6 protein-coding genes are annotated in these 19,886 nt (G+C 46.7%); 1 reads left to right on the top strand and 5 read right to left on the bottom strand.

Features of this window, described 5'->3' with window-relative positions; genetic code table 11:
- Positions 1–17: 17 nt before the first annotated feature.
- The 5 genes from QUB25_RS16330 to QUB25_RS16310 form a co-directional block, all read right to left on the bottom strand.
- Complete coding sequence (locus QUB25_RS16330) at positions 18–6,974, bottom strand: DUF4347 domain-containing protein (RefSeq protein WP_333184209.1); 6,957 nt, start codon at positions 6,972–6,974, stop codon at positions 18–20.
- A gap of 500 nt (positions 6,975–7,474) precedes the next feature.
- Positions 7,475–15,349: a DUF4347 domain-containing protein gene (locus tag QUB25_RS16325; RefSeq protein ID WP_333184207.1), complete on the bottom strand. Its 7,875-nt coding sequence runs from the start codon at positions 15,347–15,349 to the stop codon at positions 7,475–7,477.
- 332 nt (positions 15,350–15,681) lie between these two features.
- Positions 15,682–16,560, bottom strand: a complete 879-nt coding sequence (locus QUB25_RS16320; protein WP_333184205.1) for an inositol monophosphatase family protein — start codon at positions 16,558–16,560, stop codon at positions 15,682–15,684.
- Positions 16,561–16,658: 98 nt separating this feature from the next.
- A complete protein-coding gene (locus tag QUB25_RS16315; protein ID WP_333184203.1) occupies positions 16,659–17,783 on the bottom strand; it encodes a cupin-like domain-containing protein in 1,125 nt (374 codons plus the stop codon).
- Between the two features lie 232 nt (positions 17,784–18,015).
- On the bottom strand, positions 18,016–18,873 hold the full coding sequence (locus QUB25_RS16310) for a sugar kinase (RefSeq protein ID WP_333184201.1): 858 nt from the start codon (positions 18,871–18,873) through the stop codon (positions 18,016–18,018).
- A 71-nt stretch (positions 18,874–18,944) separates the two neighbouring features.
- Between QUB25_RS16310 and rsmI the strand changes: the two genes are divergently transcribed.
- Positions 18,945–19,796 (top strand): 16S rRNA (cytidine(1402)-2'-O)-methyltransferase, encoded by an 852-nt coding sequence (gene rsmI, locus QUB25_RS16305; RefSeq protein WP_333184199.1) that lies wholly within the window; start codon positions 18,945–18,947, stop codon positions 19,794–19,796.
- The last annotated feature ends 90 nt before the right edge of the window (positions 19,797–19,886 follow it).

The raw sequence follows: 19,886 nt of genomic DNA, 5'->3' as shown, positions 1-19,886 counted from the left end.
CCCCGGCGCATTCAATCTCAAAGCAATCCGAAATTAACGGCATTAATATTGCTAGCAGAAACACCATTGAGAGAAGCTAAAATCTCCCCGGTTTGTGCCAACCGGATTAATGTCGCACCGCTATCTTGAGCGATCGCCAATTGCGAGAAACTCAACCCGTTACCCAATACTAACAAGTCCTTACCGACTTCAAAATCAGTAATCGTATCAGTACCGGAATTCGTAGAGAGTAAGAACTTATCTACTCCCATTCCTCCTATCAAACTATCAATTCCCAAACCGCCATTCAGCAAATCATCTCCCTTACCTCCGTAAAGAATATCATTACCATCATCGCCATTCACAATGTCAGCACCGCGGCCGGCAAACAAGGCATCATCACCGCTACTTCCCAGGATTGTATCGCTACCTTTGCCACCGAAAACTGTGTCATTTCCCAGAACTCCATCGAGGGAATCATTGCCCCTCATCCCCATCAACACATTATTCGCGCTGTCGCCCGTCAGGATATCGTCGCCATTGGTACCGAGAATTGCATTGGGGGAATTGCTGCCCAAATCAGCATCGCCACTGACAACAGGAGTCGCAATCCCAGTCGGCAATACTACCGCTTCAACTCTGCTATCTAAAGTAGTACCAGTATTGTCAGCAACTACCTGGGAAATTGGTTTATTTCCTGTACCAACTTCTTTGAATTCTTGAGTTGTTGGGCCCAAGGCTACTTGTTGGAGGCGGGCAAGTGATTCAGGAATTGAGGTTGCTGTTGGGTTGGAGACAGCCGCATCAATGCGCTGATTGGCTGTTGCCATTACTGTCGCGGATTGCGAGGTAATTTGGCTGACTTGTTGAGAGTTGAAACTGGGGTCTATTTGCTGGATTTTAGCTGCTGCTTGCTGAATGATTGGTTCTAAGGCTGCGGCATTGCTGAGGTTTAAGACTGTACCGGATTGAATTTGAGCCGTAATTGAACTGACAACAGCTTTGACAATATCAGTATTGACTGCACTGGAAGCACCGTCAATCAAAGCGCTGGTTTGGGTGATGAAGTTTTGGACTTTCACCATTGCGGATAAGACTTGGACTCCGCCCGGTACGTTGTTGTTGGTAGCTGCTATTGGGTCTAAGCTAGTTAGGTCAACATCGGCGGGGAGAGAAAGGGCGGCTTTGACTAAAGATTGTGCTGATTCTGGTGCAATTCCTTTGTCGATTAAGTCGGCGATTAAGGTGGTTAGGAGGGTGACTACACTCGCATCTGGGGGTGCGGTGACTGGTGTTTCTAGGGGTAAGCCGGTGGCGGTGTCAATGCCTCCTATGGCTACTAGATTGCCTTCTGATGGGTCGATTTCTCCGTTTTTGTTGGTATCGAATGTCTCGAAGGGGATGTTGAGATTAAACTCACCGCTGCTGTTAGTTGTGGTGGATGGTTCGTTGGTATCGAGGACGCCGTTTTTGTTGGCGTCTAGGAAGAGAGTAGCACCGGAGATATAACCGTCAATTACGATGCCCTCAATGGCATTGAATCGCAGGTTAAATTCGTCGCTGACACTGGCACCGGCATTGTCCGTTGCTGTCACCTTAATTGGGAAAATGGTGTTTGAGAAGGCTTTTGCCGCATCGAAATTCACGCTAAAGGTCCGCGTATTCGGGTCGAACTTAAGCCAATCGGGTGGAATGATGGTGCCGGTATTGGGGTCGAAGGTCAGCCCGGGGGGGAGGAAGTTCGGGTTTAGATTTATCGAGTACGAGTAAGTGAGGCTGTCACCTGGATCGGGATCAGTAAACGTGTCTGGAGCAAGAGTGAAATTGAAGTTGCCGCGGGGATTGGAACGAAGTTGATCGCTGATGAGATTATACCGCTGCGGCGCGCGGTTGTAGAGTATAGATTCAGCATCGATAATTTTCAGACTGGCAGTGTTTTGGGTGCCAATAATGGCATTATCCCGATTGGTGATCTGAAACGCAATTTCTTCTGTTCCCTCCAGTTGAGCATCCGGAAGAACGTCAATTGTGAAAGTTTTGCTATTTTCGCCTGGGTTAAAGGTGAGTTCAGGAAAGAAATTGGGCGGAACGTTCCAATCTGTTCGGAAAGTCGCTGAACCAGTAGGAGGTTCTAGGTACACCCTGGAAAAGTTGTTTAGATTCCCACTGCGAGTGAGGGTAATTTGTTTCTGAACGACTCCTGTGCGACTTTCATTGACTTGGTAAGTAGCTGGGGAGAAATTAATTGTAGGAGGCCCCTGAGCATCCAAAATTTGCAAAGTAGCAGTGTTTTGGGTGCCAATAATGGCATTATCCCGATTGGTGATCTGAAACGCAATTTCTTCTGTTCCCTCAAATTGACCATCCGGTAAGATGTCAATTGTGAAAGTTTTGCTATTTTCGCCTGGGTTAAAGGTGAGTTCAGGAGAGAAGTTGGGCGGAACGTTCCAATCAGTTCTGAAAGTCCCTGAACCAGTAGGAGCTTCTAGGTACACCCTGGAAAAGGTGGTTAGATTCCCAGTGCGAGTGAGGGTAATTTGTTTCTGAACGATTCCTGTGGGACTTTCATTGACTTGGTAAGTAGCTGGGGAGAAATTAATTGTAGGAGGCCCCTGAGCATCCAAAATTTGCAAAGTAGCAGTGTTTTGGGTGCCGATATTGACATTACCCCCCCCATTGGCGATCCGAAACGCAATTTCTTCTGTTCCCTCAAATTGACCATCCGGAAAAATGTCAATTGTGAAAGTTTTGCGGTTTTCGCCTGGGTTAAAGGTGAGTTGAGGAGAGAAATTGGGGGTATTCCAATCAGGTCCCCAAGTCGCTGAACCAGTAGGAGGTTCTAGGTACACCGTGGAAAAGTTGTTTAGATCCCCAGTGCGAGTTAGGGTAATTTCTCTCTGAACGACTCCTGTGGGACTTTCGTTGACTTGGTAAGTAGCTTGGGAAAAATTTACCGTGGCAATACCAAGAATCTGATTGTTAGGTTGCGCTATTGGGAAGGGAGTTTCGTTAGAGTTCGGTAATCCGATCGGGAATATGTTTGGGTTGCCTGTTCCTGTAGTGACTGGCGGTTGCGGATTGACGATGACTGGTGGCTCGACTACTGGCGGCTCGACTACTGGCGGCTCGACAGGCGGCTCGACTACTGGCGGCGGCTCGACTACTGGCGGCTCGACTACTGGCGGCTCGACTACTGGCGGCTCGACTACTGGCGGCTCGACAGGCGGCTCGACTACTGGCGGCTCGACAGGCGGCTCGACAGGCGGCTCGACAGGCGGCTCGACAGGTGGCTCGACAGGTGGCTCGACAGGCGGCTCGACAGGCGGCTCGACAACTACTACCGGATCGACAGGCGGCTCGACAACTACTGGCGTCGGCGGTACATCGTTATCAGTAATCGCCACTGTCACGCCCGGAATCGGGATCGCACTATACTTACTATCAGCACTCTGGGCCGTATGAGAAATACTGCCTGTATGATTTCCTTCAACAACCGCATCGTCTGTAGCCGTTACAGTCACTGGTTTCGCGACATTCCAGTTAGTAGAGTCGAACGTAACATCAGCGATCGCATTAATTTGACTGCCATTGGCGAAACTAATCGTCACAGGCGCCGTGGGCACAGAAGTTAGTTGAACGCTGTAAGTGCCATTCGCACCACCTTCGGTAGCAGTTATGTTCGTAGGTGAAATACTCACGCCTGCGGTATCGTTGTCAGCAATCGTGGCAGTCACAGGAGAAATTGTCAGCGCATTATACTTGGTATCCGTGCTGGCAGAAGTGTGAGCGATCGTGCCGCCGTGGGTTCCTTGGGCTATGCTGTCATCGATCGCACTAACAGTGACAGTCTGATCCACATTCCAGTTAGTGCTGTCAAAAGTAATTGGGGCGATCGCATTTATTTGATCCCCTGTAGCGAAACTAACCGTCACAGGCGCGAGCGGCTCGGATTTTAACTTAACGCTGTACGTGCCCGCAAATCCTTCGGTAGCAGTTGTACTCGTCGCTGAAATAGTCACGCCTGCGGTATCGTTGTCAGCAATCGTGGCAGTCACAGGAGAAATCGCCAGCCCATTATACAAAGTATCGGTACTGACAGAAGTGTGAGCGATCGTGCCGCTGTGGGTTCCTTGGGCGATGCTGTCCTCGATCGCACTAACGGTCACATTTTGAGCAACATTCCAATTAGTGGGGGTGAAAGTCAGAGGTGCGATCGCACTAATTTGACTGCCTGCGTCAAAATTAATCGTAACGTTGGCAGCAGGTGCGGTAGTCAAAACCACGCCGTAGGTAGCAGCCGCTGCAGCGCCTTCAGCAATATTTGTACTGCCTGCCGATTGCACGATGGAAACACCGGGACTATCGTTATCAGTAATCGAAGCCGTAACATCGGGCATCGCTTTGGCGTTATAACTGGCATCGGTACTGGTAACTGTGTGAGCGATCGTGCCGCTGTGGGTTCCTTGTGCTACACTGTCGTCGATCGCACTAACAGTGACAGTTTGATCGACATTCCAGTTTGTGCTGTCAAAAGTAATCTGTGAGGCGATCGGGTTAATTGCATTGCCAGTATTAAAGCTAATATTAACCGGTGCCGTCGGTTCCGAAGTTAGCTTGACTTTGTAACTGCCAGTTGCGCCGCCTTCTGTAGCAGTGATGTTCGTAGGTGCAATGCTGAAACCTGCAGAGTCATCATTTGTGATGGTAGTTGTAGCAGTTGCAGCAGTAAAGGTAGGTGTCGGCCCTGGTGCTACAGGATTCGACAGCGTAATTTCAACTGTTTCGTCGGGTTCTACTAATCCGTCGCCTACCACATTTAATGTAATAGTTTTAGATGTTTCCGCTACCGCAAAATTGATTGTGCCACTAATACCCGTTGCCCCAGAAGTGCCGCCGATGTTGTTGTAATCGCTGACGTTTGTAGCAGTTCCTCCAATTGCATAATTGACGCTACTTGCTGCACCAGTGCCGTCGCTGCGAGTCACGGTAAAAGTCAGAGGAGTTGTGCCGCTATTACCTTCGTCCATGCTGGCAATATCGGCTGCGACAGCGTAAGAAACACTACCGTTAGCTGCAATGTTTAATGTTGTTTGTTTGGTTGTACCTGCAACGCCACCAGTGATTGTGCCAAAGTTGAGAATTGCGGTTTCGGCGTTTTCAGGGAGATTGTCGGGTTTGATAGTAAATGCAACATTCTGGGTGAGTGCGGCACCTGTTGCACCTGCGGGGAATGTAATTGATGTCGGCGAAAAGGTGTAGTCTGAATTTTCGGTGGCTGTGCTACTGGGGTCGAGGACAATTGGTACTGTTACAGCAGCGTCAGGAGTGCCGCTGATAGTAACGGGAATATTGACTACTGTATCCGCAGTTCCTTCTGTACCGCTGTAACTTGCAGCCCCGAAATTTACCGCCGGGGTTGTATTCAGCAGAATTGAGGTGTTTTGACCGCCAAAGTTGGCCGTAGCTAAATCGGATAAGCCATCTTTGTTAAAATCGCCTACAACAATACCTTGGGGATTGGTTGCCACAGGAAAATTAATGGCAGTCCCAAAGCTGCCATTGCTACTTCCAAACAAGACGGAGACATCGCCCGATCCATTGTTGGCTGTGGCTAAATCAAGCTTTCCATCTGCATTGAAGTCGCCACTAGCAATAGCAAGGGGTTGTGTTGCAACGCTAAAGTTGGTAGCTGCACTAAAGTTTCCTGTGCCATCTCCTAACAGTATTGATACGTCGTTTGAGCTTTCATTGCTGGTTGCTAAGTCAGGATTATTGTCCCCGTTAAAGTCTCCTATAGCAATGTAATTAGGGCTATTTCCAACGGTAAAGTTAGTGGCGGTACCGAAAGTGCCATCAGCATTCTGCAACAGGACGGATACGTCGTTAGAACCGGAGTTCGCTGTCGCAAAGTCAGACTTGCCATCCTTGTTAAAGTCGCCGACAAGCACAAAATAGGGAGTTGACCCCACGCTCAAATTAGTAGCTGTGCCAAAAGTACCATTACCATCACCCGGCAAGATGGAGACGTTGTTAGAGATTTGATTGGCTGTAGCTAAATCAGAATTGCCGTCCCCGTTGAAGTCTCCCACAGCGACGGTATAAGGGCTTGACCCCACACCAAAGTAGGTGGCAGTACCAAAAGTGCCATCGCCATTCCCTAACAGGAGAGAAACGTCGTTAGTAAAATTATTAGCCGTAACCAGGTCAGAATTACCGTCTTTGTTAAAGTCGCCTACAGCGACAGACCAGGTACCGAGATCGCTCGGCGAGTCGGTGTTAAAATAAGTGGCAGCGCCAAATTTGCCTGTGCCATCTCCCAATGCGATCGAGACCCTGTTGGTTCCAGTGCTGGCCAAGGCTAGGTCAAGGTTGCCGTCTTTATTAAAGTCCCCAGTGGCAACTTTACGGAGACTTGAGGTTATGGGAAAATTAGTCGCAGCACCAAAACTATTCAAAACATACTCGTAACCTGCTAATACTTCGGGTTCAAATACCAGCGGCGTTTCAATTTTCCCGGTACTCACTTCTAATTCCCAGTCCCCGCCCTTTGCTACACTTCCGGTGAGGTTTTGGGAAGCTGCAACTCTTGCCCCGGTTAACTCACTCAAGCGTTTGACAAATGCTTTACCTATCTCGCCTGCTGCTACAGAGCACCCGTAGAGGAGGATATTAGGTCGAGTGTCGCCGATTGAGTCGGTTTGTGGCGAAAACCACTGCTGTAGATCCTGCCGATCGCACTCTATATCATCTAAACTAAAGCGAACGTCGCCGAGTTGCAAGCTACCCGGAGCTCCGTGAGAAACGATGTGAATGCTGTCAATATTGGTCCGAAGAGCTAAAACTTGAGTAATTTGGTTGATCGCATCCCGGTTCCCATCCAAAACGACTACTTCCGTACCCGGTGTTACCCCAGCGACTAAACTTTGATAGTTTTCAACTTTCGTATCTATAAAGGCGATCGACTTTATGGAAACTTGATTATTTAAATTTGGCATACTGCACCTACTAATAGCTAAAAAAAGACAATGATTCCCCTGTTTCGCGACTTGCATCGGAAACTCTTTCTGAATGTTGTAGTAACAATAACTGTTTTTTGAGAAAATCTATATAAACTTTTCTTTATAAACACTTTTTTAATTAAAGTTTTGATAAAGATGGGGAAATTTATTAAGTAACATTACGGTTGAGCCAGCGCGAGGTGGCTCACCTAACACAAAAACCGTTCAATAGCAAGTGTGATTAGACTGAAATATTAAGAGCGGAATTTTTGGTACAGATCTGCGATCCGGTTCCCCCCTTCGTTTCAACCCCTGGCGGACTTTCGGGCGGTGGGGGCGGGTTTACGAGATAATTGGTTTTAGGCAATTATTTCTCGTAAAACCGCCCCTACAAGTTATTCGTTAGACTCTTTAAGGGCGATTCCCTACGGGATAGCTTCGCACGCGCGGACTTACTTCCAAGTCTCACAGAACAAATGCTTGAATTCAAATCGCTCTCAAAGCAATGCGAAATTAACCGCACTAATATTGCTAGCAGAAACACCACTGAGAGAAGCTAAAATCTCCCCTGTTTGGGCAAACCGGATTAAAGTTGAACCGCTATTTTCGGCAATTGCCAATTGCGAGAAACTCAACCCGTTACCCAATACTAACAAGTCTTGACCGACTTCAAAGTCATCAATTGTATCAATACCAGAATTTGTAGAGAGTAAGAACTTATCATTGCCTACATCCCCTACTAATGTATCATCCCCCAAATCGCCGCTGAGGAAATCGTTACCCTCACCTCCTAGCAGAATATCATTGCCTTGACCGCCGTAGAGAGTATCGTCGATCTTTTCACCAATTACGATGTCTTCACCTCGATTGCCAGAAAGGAAGTCACTGCTGGCACCACCAGTCAAAGTATCAAAACCCTTTCCGCCATAAAGCGTATCGTCCCCAATTCCACCATCTGTTAAGTCGTTCCCCTGATTGCCATTCATCCAATCATTGCCATCAAGGCTAAACAGCAAGTCATTTCCTTTTTTACCGCGCAATATATCATCGCTAGCGCTGCCCGTCAGGGTATCATCGCCATCGGTGCTGTCGCTAGTATTTTCCCCATCTTTAACTAATTCAATACCGCTGCTGGGGAATGGTTCTTCGGGCGTAGATGGTGCGCTAGAGCCATCAGTATCTAAGGTATTGCGGACTGTTGGGTTGTTAGCTGTCGCCACCTGAATTTTGGTATTTAAAGATGCACCAGTATTTTCGGAAATGGCCGACTGAATCGTCTTATTTCCGGCTGCGACTTGCAGTAAATCTTGGGCTACTTCTCCTTGTGCAACTTTTTGTATGCGGGCGATTTCTGTCGCGGCATCTGAGGGCGAGGAATTGCTGAAGGCGATCGCGCTAATTCGCTGATTTCCCTCGGCAATAATAGAGGCAGCCTCCGAGGCAATACTAGATACTTGCGGTACTTGCAGTTGACTCGTCGCCGACTGAATAATCGCCTGCAATTGCGTTGAATTGCTTAAATCGACAGTGCCAGATTTAATTTGATCGGCAACGGCTGCAATTACGCTCTTGGCAATCTCATTTTTCGCGGTAGTTGAAGCACCGCTAATTAAATCTGTGACTAAAACAATGGTATTTTGCACGCTCGCGTGTGCTGCATAAACCGCCAAAGCGTTCGGGTCGTTTTGAGTAATTGCCTGTAGCGGATCGTAGCTAGTCAAGTCAATTGCTGACGACACTCCCAGTGCAGATTTTACCTGAATTTGCGCCTGATTAGGGTCAGTACCTTGCTCGATCAACTCGCTCAATAGGGTAGTTAACGGAGTGACAACAATAGCATCAGGTGTGGCAAAGAGGGGGGTTTGCTGCGGCAAATAAGTAGAAGTATCGATGCCATCGGTAAGGACAATTTTGCCTTCATTTGGTTCGATATCACCACTGTTATTTTTGTCGAAATCGTCAAGAGAGACATCTAAGTCAAAGCTGCCATCGGCGTTAGTAATGGTGAAGGGTTCGTTATCATCTCGGATACCGTTAAAGTTGCCATCAAAGAAAACAGTAGCCCCGGCCATGTAACCGTCAATTGCTCTGCCCCTAGTGCTAGCACTCGGCCCCAAACTAAAGTTAGCTAACTCAAATGTGGCCAAGTTATTATCGTAGACTGTTGTGTAATCAAATCCGCAAGGATAAGGTATACGGAAGCGCTTACCAAATATTTTGAAACTTTTCTCACAGAATTTGACTGAAATTACCTTAGCTTCAGCACCCAAGAAAGCATTAACTTGTCCTGTGACATCAAACAGTACCGAGGGTTGGCTGATGCGCGAAGTGATTTCCGATGTTCGGATTTTTCCGTCGCCGCCTTGTTTGGGCTGGAATTCTCCAATATCTATCAAATCGATGCCGACTTTTCCTTGAATTCCACCTTTGACATAACCCTCGACAATTTTCGCATCTATCCCTGCACCCACCGCAATACTAGCGTCAAGACTGAGCTCGTCAACATCTGGCCCTGTACCATCAGCATTTTCGCGATCGCTCACATAAAACCCATTCAAAACTTGGTCAGCAGAGTCCGCAGCAAAATTCGAGTTTTTCCACTCATTTAATCCGTAGGTATCGTACCCAAATCCTAGATGAGCTGAAGCACTAAAATTTCCTTCCAGTAAACCCTCAATCGGCCCCCAGATTGGAAATTTTTGCTCGATATTAAAGTCAAATGCCAGTTTGGGCATCTGATAGCTGAAGACCGGAACATCCGGTTTACCTATCAGCAATTGAATCGCGGTTTCTGGTTTCGTCAATAGTGGCAAATCAAAGCCATCAATATCTTGTAAAGCATTTAAGAAGTCCTTGATATTGGCGCTTGTTTGGGAGTTAATTTGTTGGTTAGCCGTTTGCTGTACAGCATTTGTTGGAACTGGTAAAGCCTTCTGAAGATTAGCACTTGGGTCGGCAACATCTATATTACCCAGAGTGTAGGAACCCAAGTCAATTTTATCGGGAGAATTTGCTATTTGGTTTGCCAAATCCACAACTTTATCAACCTTCGCAACCGCCTCTAAAAACCGAGTATCGATATCGCGACCAGAGATTTTTGCTGCCAGTTCTAGTACACTGACTATGCCATCCCCATTTTTATCAAACGGCCCCGCTAGACCGATTTGAGACAGTAACTTGGTGTCGGCATTGAGGAAGTTGATAACTGGTCGGAATGGTTTAATGACATCGGAAATTTTACCGATAATTGGTTTGGCAAAATTATTGACAAATGTTCCCAAATCTAGTTGCATATTGTTAAATGCAACTGCGGGCTTTTGCGGCCCGGTGAATTGACCGTTAGCGTAATTTAAAATGGGCCAATCAACTGCTAAGTCGAAGTTATACGAGGGGAATGCAGCATTGCCGTTGATGCTGGTTTTTGCTGTGAGACCGAGATTAGCCTCGCTGCTTAAGCTGGCGTTGAATAAGTCTTGGAACTGATAGTTGCCTTGCAGTTCTGGCAAGGTGAGGCGTGATCCATCATTGGGGCCGCCGAGATTGTCTAAGTCATTGAGCTTGACTTCGAGGTTGGCATCGACTTTAGTAGGGTTGCTGGTATCGTTTGCCAGGTCAACTTGGAAAAAACCTAAGTTGCCTTTAGCCTTGAATTGGTCATCTAGACCCAAGTCAATGTTGGCGGTTAACTTGGTTTGGTCAGTATCTATGTAGCACCCCAAATCTTTACTAACACCAACTCCTAAGGACAAGTTGTAGTTGTATTTTGATTGGGCTTTTCCATCTACATCTAAGCTTAATGCCGGCACTCCTAAATTTTGCGAGAGATTGAGATCGGGAAACTGATATTGCTTGCCAAGAGTAATTACCAAGGTACTTTCATCAGCACTGGAATTCTCAGTTAGAGCAACATTGAAGTCAGAGCCCAGTGCAGTGCGGAGGCTACTTTCTAACTGACTCAGACTTTGATTTCCCTGATTTTTAATCGTATCGACTAACTTAGTCTTGAAGTCGCCAATAAAATCTGGGGAAATGTCCTTGAGGGGGCCGACAATCGGCAGGTTAACTGCCTGTAATTGGTCGTCAAGAATTTTCTCAAGTTTATCCAATCCAGCTTCTACGCCACACCAATTCTTCTGTGTGTCGATGGTACCACCAGGCGTTGGCGGTGTCGGTGTCGGCGTTGGCGGTGTCGGTGTCGGCGGTTCTGGTGTCGGTGTCGGCGTTGGCGGTGTCGGTGTCGGCGGTTCTGGTGTCGGCGTCGGCGTTGGCGGTGTCGGCGTCGGCGGTTCTGGCGTCGGCGTCGGCGGTTCTGGTGTTGGCGTCGGCGGTTCTGGCGTCGGCGTTGGTGGTTCTGGTGTCGGCGTGGGTGTAGTGTCGTTATCTGCGATCGCCACTGTCACCCCTGGAACCACAACCACATTATACTTAGCATCAGTGCTAGTCACACTGTGAGTAAGATTAGCGCTGTGTCCCCCTTCCACAATCGTATCGTCAACAGCCTGCACTGTAACTGTTTGAGCGTCGTTCCAATTATCCGCAGTGAAAGTCACAGGGGCGATCGCCTGAATCTGCTCGCCTGTTGTGAGAGTGATCGTAACAGGGGCGATCGGCTGCGACATTAATTCGATCCCATAACTGCCATTCGCACCGCCTTCTGTAGCAGTTGTTTGCGTGGGAGTAATAGAAATACCAGCGGTATCATTGTCTTTATTGGTAATGGTAACATCCGCTAGATCTCGGTTGTTATAATTCACATCTGTACTAACAGCAGCCGCCGTGACTATTTTGTAGTCAATATCGCCGTCAGCACTGCTATCCTCAACCCCTGTTACTGTAATCGGCTGCGGTGTATTCCAGTTAGCCGGAGTGAATGTTAAACTATTAGTCGAAACAGTTCCCTCGGCAACATTATCCGCGTTCAAACCGACAGTCACATCAGCAGTCGGCTGAGTATTTAGAACCACAGAAAAGTTAGCCTTGGTGCCCTCTTCCCCAGTAATTAATCCCGCCGTCGGATTAATTGTAATTCCCGGAGTGTCATCGTCACTGTTGGTGACAGTGACATCATCAGGATCGAGGCTATTGTAATTAGCATCGGTACTCACAGCAGCAGCCGTGACAATTTTGTAAGGTAGAGGGCCATCAGCTACCAAATCGTTAACACCAATTATCGTTATTGTTTGCGGTTCATTGTAGTTAGCGGGAGTGAAAGTTAAGCTATCAGTCGAAACAGTTCCTTCGGCAACATTGTCACTCCTCAAACCGATGGTAACGTTAGCAGTTGGTTGAGAATCGAGTTTGACTGTGAAATCTGCCTTGCCGCCAGCTTCTGTTGTTGATCTTGCTTTTGGACTGACAGTGAAACCGGCAGTATCATCATTAGTAATAGTTGTGGTGGCAGTAGCAGTGGTAATTGTCGGTGTAGAATCTAATTTCGAGGGATTTGACAGCCTAACCTCAAGGGTTTCATTGGCTTCGCTCGCCGCATCGCCTAAAACATCCAGAGTAATGGTTTTCGATGTCTCGCCCGCTGCAAAATTAATCGTACCAGTCGCAGCAGTTGCACCGGATGTGCCACCGATGTTGTTGTAGTCGCTGGCGTTTGTAGCAGTACCTGCGATCGCATAATCTACTGTGCTCGCCAAGTCAGTGCAACCGCTGCGGGTAACAGTAAAAGTGGCAGCAGTTGTACCGGAGTTGCCTTCAGTAACGGTTGCAACACCAGCAGTAATCGCGTAGTCGATCGGATTAAGCAGAATTGTCACCTTGCTAGCACCCGATCCGATGCGATCGCCTGGCCCGGAAATCACTCTGTTAAATCCGGCGTAAATCTCGGAATTGACTGGCCCCGTAGCATCAGCTTGACCGTTGAGGGCGTAAAGATACGGCGAATTCAAGCTATTTTTTAGCCCGCTTTTGTTATCCCACGCAAGTTGTTCGTTGCTGACTTCTAACTCGACGCTCGAAGCGTTAGTCACAAAGTTAGGCACATTTGCTGGGGTAAGTTCTCCGCCAGGAGGTGTATTGTAGTCATTGCCGAAAACGCTCATATTGCCGTTAACAATGTTCATCTCGGCATCGCGGCTTTGAGTGCTGCCATCCCCTCCATAGCCGTCGTTTGACCCTGAGTCGCCGAGATTTACCGTCCATCCTGACGGGGTTTGGTCGTATTCAACGATGAATTTGGCTTTCTTGATGTTGCCGTCAAAATTGATTTTGGCTACGGCTTCTAACCAACTGTCGCCGTCTGAGTCTTCCGGGGTATTTACTAGAGAAATAAACTGGTTTTGCCCACCGGTAATTGTGCCTGTTTTGAGGTCTATTTGGTACGGACTCAGGCTTGAAACAGTACCGTTGGCTTGAATAGTTAATGTGGTTTGAGCGGTTGTATCGGCTATGCCACCTGTAATTGTGTCAAAGTTGAGGATTGCGGTTTCATCGTTTTCAGGGAGATTGTCAGCTTTGATAGTAACTGCAACATTCTGGGTGAGTTCCACACCTGTCGCACCTGCGGGAAATGTAATCGATGTAGGGGAAATGGTGTAGTCAGAATTTTCGGTGGCTGTGCTAGTGGGGTCGATCGCAATTGGTACAATAACATCAGCAAAAGGAGTCCCGCCGCTGAGAGTAACGGGAATATTAACTACTGTGTCTGTTGTTCCTTCTGTACCGCTGTAAGCAGCCGCACCGAAATTAACTGTATTGCGTGTATTCAGCAGAATAGAGACATCTTTAGAGGTAAAGTTCGGCGTCGCTAAATCCAACTGGCCGTCAGCATTAAAATCTCCCGCAGCGATCGAACGGGGAACAGTTCCTACACTAAAATTGACTGCTGTACCAAAACTGCCAGTACCCCCCAACAAGACTGAGACATTGTTATCTCCGCCGTTAGACGCGGCTAAATCGGTTTTGCCGTCGCCATTAAAGTCGCCCGCAATTACAGATTCGGGAGATGAGCCGACACTAAAGTTGGTAGCAGTACCAAAATTACCCGTACCATCCCCCAACAAAACTGAAACGTTGTTAGAACCAGTGTTCGATACGGCGAGATCAAGTTTGCTGTCGCCATTAAAGTCGCCTGTAACGACAAAGTGATTCCCTGTCCCCGCACTAAAGTTAACGGGGGCGCTAAAGTTCCCCGTACCATCTCCTAACAAAACTGAGATATTGTTAGTGGCGCTATTGTTCGATGTGACTAAATCGAGTTTGCCATCGCTGTTAAAGTCGGCTGTGGCAATAGTAAGAGATGCTGCGGTATTAATAATGGTAGCGGGATCGCTAAAGCTACCAGTACCGTCTCCCAAAAGAATTGAAAGGTTGTTGCCACTCAAAGGGGCTGTGGCTAAATCTAACCTGCTATCTCCATTAAAGTCGCCTGCAGCGATCGATCGAGGATTTATCCCTGAACCGAAGTTGGTAGGATTGCCAAAAGTGCCAGTACCTGTCCCCAGCCGGATGGAAACGAAATCGCCGTTAGCGGCACTAATAGGATTGGCTACAGCTAAATCGAGGTTGCCGTCTCCATTAAAGTCGCGCACTGCAATGGAATTAGGAACCTCGTTGCCGGGATTAAATAAGTTAGTAGCAGTACCAAAGCTGCCCGTACCTGTTCCCAACAATATGGAAATATCTCTAGAACCCAAGTTTGCCACGGCTAAGTCGGGGAAACCGTCGCCGTTAAAGTCGCCCGTATCAATTGAAAGAGGAGTTGCCGTCGGCGAAAAGCCCGCATTAAAGTTAGTAGCCGTACTGAAGCTGGAGAGAACGTGGCTGTAAGCCGCCAGCACTTCTGGCCGAAATGCTAAAGGTGTTGCTATTTTCCCTGATGTTACTTCTAGGAACCAGTCGCCGCCTTTTGCGGCACTTCCGGTGAGGTTTTGCGAAGCAGCAACCGACGCGCCGGTTAACTCACTCAGGCGTTTTATAAATGCTTTACCTGTCTCGCCTGCTGCTACGTTGCACCCGTACAAAAGAATGTGAGGTCGATTGTTGGGGATTGAGTCGGTTCGTGAGGAAAACCACTGCTGTAGATCGTGCCGATCGCACTCTATATCATCTAAACTCAAGCTAGCGTGGCCAAGTTGCAAGCTGCCTGAACTGCCGTGAGAAACTATGTGAATGCTGTCAATATTGGTACGAGCGCGTAAAATATCAGTAATTTGCTCGATCGCATCCCGGTTCCCATCCAAAACGACTACTTCCGTACCCGGTATTACTCCAGCAATCAAACTTTGATAATCTTCAACTTGAGTGTCGATAAAGGCGATCGACCTTACTGAAACTGGAATATTTAAATTTGGCATAATCCACCTGACTGCGGTTTCAAAAAAATACAAAAATTCCGCTATTTCGTGACTGGCGTCCGAAACCATCTATCAATTTTTATTTATACAGACACACCCTTTATCCGTAAAAACCCGGTGAGTTCTCATCTTTTGTCCTAAAAATAACAGTTTTTTTACGGAATATATGTAAATTTTTCTTAAAAAATACCTGATTAATTAAAAGTTTGATAAATACACGGAAAATACTTAAGTATTATTACTGTAAAAAATGCGATGTTGATTTACCACACATATTTATGAAACGTAAGTGCAATTGTACAGAAATTTCAAACTCAGCTATTTTGATACATATTTTAGGGTGCGTCAGCAATTAGTCGGGCAGAAAATACAGTCTTCTAACGCACCTACTAAACTTTTTACTACCGCAAGCTCCCATCTATCCCCGCTAAAATCTGCTCGGCTTGCCCGCACAAAGCAGCATGACAGCAACCGTTACTCGCCAACAATCCCCCCCACTGACTCACATCTCCCCGGTTATACTGCAAAGTAGAACCGTCAAAACGAGTAAATCGACCGCCCGCTTCAGTCAAAATTAATTCCGGTGCCGCTAAATCCCAATCTTTCGGTGCAGACTTTCCCGAAAGAGCAATATAAACATCAGCCTTTTGTTCGACAATTGTCGCAATTTTACAGCCGATACTACCGACAGCTATTTGATTTTGACAAGGTAGTTTTTGTAACAATTGATTAAAGCGATCGCCCCGGTGACTGCGGCTAGTTACTATAGATAAATCCGCCACTATGTTTCGCGCAGAAACCTGCAATTTGACCGCAGAACCGTCCCGACTTTCCATAAAAGCGCCAGCATTTTGCACCGCGTAATAAATCTTTTGCTGCTGGGGCCAAGCCACAACTGCTAATACTGGTCTTCCCTCGAATGCTAAAGCAATGTGAACGGCAAATTCACCTGTCCTGTCAATAAAATCTCGCGTTCCATCCAAAGGGTCAATAATCCAAACCCAACTTTGAGATAAGGGAATTTGACCGTTTTTTTCTAAATAAGATTTGTAAGTTTCTTCGCTGAGATAGCCAAATTCTGCATTCCCTAAAGCCGACTGCAATTCGTCGAGAATGTAAGAGTTGACAGCGACATCGGCGGCGGTGACGGGGCCATCTTTTTTCTCTTGGATGTCAAGGTTAGGAGTGTTGGAATCCTGGCGATAATAGGATTGTAGGATATCTGATGCACTCCAGGCGATCGATCGGGCAATTTCGCTGATTTCTTCGAGAGTTTTCATGAATTTCTTTTTTGTGAACCGCAGATGAACGCCGATTAACGCAGATTTCTGTAGGGGCGGTGCCCCTGTGCCCGCCCCTGGAAACCATACATTAGCAATTACCAATTAATATGAGGATATTTCCATTCATAATAATTGGGAAACACAAAATTAGTAAACGAAACCGAAATACTAACCTCCAATGATTTTACATGATGCCACCAACCGACAGGAATAAAGATAGCTTCTCCCGGTTCTAAAATTACTTCAATAATTTTCGCATCTCTGTAAAGCGGGTATTTGTCATAATCAGGATTTTCGCCGTCCACCTTGCTGAAAACTCCGACGTGATTGTAAAGCAGAGGTGTTTGTTGCGGAGAAATCAATTTAATTAGTTTGCGGCCACAAACTTGAGCCAAAATTAAATTAACTGGGTCATGGTGCAGCGGTGTAATCGTGCCTTTCGGGCCGAACCAAAAGAAAACTCGGCCTTTTGTGTCCGTTGGATTTAGGTATTCTGGGAAAATTTCAATGTCGTCGAATAGGGGTTTAAATTCCTCTCTTTCCAGAGTTTTGTTATTAGCAACCATGTAGTAGTCGTTGCTAGGCCCGCCCTTGACCACCATCTCTACATATTTGCGGAACAAAACAATTTTTTTGTGATTTTCTATCTTAATTTCGTAATTCGGGTCTGAGTTGCGGTTAGCTTGAATTTGTACCTCTGCATCGCCATATTTTTGCTGTAAATACTCCGGCGTCCACAACTGCAACGCTTTCCAGTTGTGCATAATATTGGTAATAATTACTGGAGTATTTTTGGCATAGTAATTTTCGAGAAAATACTCTCTGGAAAGGCTGCTTTTGCGTTCGATTGTGCCAAACTTGGAAGACAATGCAGCTAATTGATTGTTAATCCTGAGATGCGATTCTAATTTCTGCAATAACTGTACGTAATGGCTACCTGCTTGAAAGTAGGGATGAGAGGATATTTCCCTAACTTCTGCCGTGGCTGTTTCCGCATCTATGCCCGTACTTATTAGGGCTTGAATGATTTCTGCGTCTGGTTGATTTAATAATTTGTTGGCCGCCACCCACTGTTTCATATTGTCGGGGACTTCTTGTTTGCTTGGGGTGAGTAGATTTGGCAAGTTTTGTGTCAGCCATTCTAGGTTAACTTGCTGTTGTTCTGTTAGGGTAATCCGCAAAGGGGGAAGGGTGATAGTTAGGGGTTGGGTGTCAGACATGATTCGGGTATGTTGTTTTGGGAGTGTTTTGTGTGACTTTAACTTGTCTTACTAATATAGCAATTTTGTTAACGAACCGCGCAGGCGCTAAGGGCGCGAAGGAAGAGAAGAGGGAAGTTCACAAATTTTTTCGAGGTTGCTGTCAGGATTTTAACTCAGCAAGTGTTCCTAGTTCAAGTTTTCTAGCTTTGAGCGGTTTTAACCGGATAGTTTGGTTAATTTTAATTTAAAATTAACTCTTATTCATCCAGGCGCGGGTTCCGAAGTTGTTGCAGGAATGGGAAGCGATTTTAGCCGCTGCGGCGAGAGTATCGATAAAGTTATTTTGCAATATGTAGTGACAGAAAGCCCCGTGAAAGATGTCGCCAGCGCCTAAAGTGTCTGTGGCTTGAATTTGAGGTACTTCTACAGTGCCATAACTGCCATTGCTGAGGTATAAAATTGATTTTTCACCGCGAGTGATGGCAATATGGGAAATTCCGGCTGCTGACAGGTAAGCAAAGACTTGTTCTGAATTGTCGCAGTCTGGGGGATGAAAATTCTCGGAACATACCGCCCATTCAACGAAAGGCAATATTTCCTCTAATCCGGGCTTCCAACTGCCGCCGTCGAGGACAATTGGAATCTTTTTTGAGTTAGCAAGTTGAGCAATTTTTTGGCTTGCTGCGATTTGATGTCCGTCAAGCAGTACAATATTAACTGATGTTAAAATATCCGGGTTAATTGTTTGACTGTCAACTTGCGATTTCGTAGCATTGATGGAAATTACCGATCGATCGCCCGTTGCTTCAGTTACAATAATCGAGGACACTGGTGGCGAGTGCGATCGCCCGGGTTCCAAATCAATTATCCTGACATTATACTCCGCTAAGTCTGCACGAATTAATTGAGCGATCGCGTGAGTGCCTAAAACGCCCGCCCATACCGCCGCATTCCCCAAATAGCTAAAAGTGACCGCAGCATTGGCCGCCGGCCCGCCCGCAGCAATGGTACAATCAGAAGCAACAACTTTCTGATTTTCACCCGGAGGCTTCTGGGCCAAATAAATTAAATCTAAAGTTGCCAATCCCAAAAACAATCCGGTTTTCATATCTTCTTAAATATGTGGCATGGGCGTCCCGCCCGTGTCCCATCTGCGGTTAAAAACTTCAAAATATCAAAATGCAGCCAAATCCCAATACAGGAACACTTTACATCGTAGGAACCCCGATCGGCAACCTCGAAGACATGACATTTCGCGGCATCCGAATCTTGCAAACAGTAGACTTCATCGCCGCCGAAGATACCCGCCATACAGGCAAACTCTTGCACCATTTTCAAATCAAAACCCCCCAAATCAGCTATCACGAACACAACCAACACCAGCGACTTCCCGAACTCATCGACAAACTGCATTTAGGCAAAGATATCGCCCTCGTCACAGATGCCGGAATGCCTGGGATTTCTGACCCCGGTTCCGAGTTGGTCAAAGCTTGCGCGGATGCTAATATTAACATTATTCCGATTCCCGGCCCGACCGCCTGCATTGTTGGCATAACTGCATCAGGATTACCCACAGAGAGATTTGTATTTGAAGGTTTCTTACCCGTGAAAGGTCAAGAACGCCAACAGAGTTTAGAAGCTTTGCAAATAGAATCTCGCACTATAATATTATACGAATCTCCCCACCGATTGCGACAAACTTTACAAGATTTAGCAAATATTTTAGGAAGCGACAGACCGATTGTGCTGGCGAGAGAGTTAACTAAAATGCACGAAGAGTTTTGGCGTGGTAGTATAGAAAGTGCGATCAATCTTTACACCAATCGCGAACCCCAGGGAGAATTTACCCTCGTAATTGCCGGCATCCAAACAGCCGCACCAATCTTTTCCGAAGACGCCATCAAAGCAGAATTGCAAACATTAATTGCAGAAGGCATAAGTCGTTCCCAAGCCAGCCGCCAGCTAGCGCAACAAACATCCCTCCCCCGCCGCCAAATCTACCAACTCGCCCTGACACTAGACGACAGTTAATGATTATAATAGACGGAATGCACGCCACCGATTTTGACACGCATACACGGATTAATTATTGACCACAAGTCAGTAGTCAGAAAGAAGACC

The organism is Microcoleus sp. B3-D7, assembly GCF_036705305.1.
GTDB lineage: Bacteria > Cyanobacteriota > Cyanobacteriia > Cyanobacteriales > Microcoleaceae > Microcoleus.
Note: the sequence above shows the minus strand (reverse complement) of the source record. Positions and strands in the feature narration are given on the sequence as shown.

What these genes read in the sequence shown, in the direction of transcription:
- QUB25_RS16320 (WP_333184205.1), bottom strand. Translation starts at nt 16,560, where the DNA reads ATGAAAACTCTCGAAGAAATCAGCGAAATTGCCCGATCGATCGCCTGG.
- rsmI (WP_333184199.1), top strand. Translation starts at nt 18,945, where the DNA reads ATGCAGCCAAATCCCAATACAGGAACACTTTACATCGTAGGAACCCCG.
- QUB25_RS16325 (WP_333184207.1), bottom strand. Translation starts at nt 15,349, where the DNA reads ATGGTTTCGGACGCCAGTCACGAAATAGCGGAATTTTTGTATTTTTTT.
- QUB25_RS16315 (WP_333184203.1), bottom strand. Translation starts at nt 17,783, where the DNA reads ATGTCTGACACCCAACCCCTAACTATCACCCTTCCCCCTTTGCGGATT.
- QUB25_RS16330 (WP_333184209.1), bottom strand. Translation starts at nt 6,974, where the DNA reads ATGCCAAATTTAAATAATCAAGTTTCCATAAAGTCGATCGCCTTTATA.
- QUB25_RS16310 (WP_333184201.1), bottom strand. Translation starts at nt 18,873, where the DNA reads ATGAAAACCGGATTGTTTTTGGGATTGGCAACTTTAGATTTAATTTAT.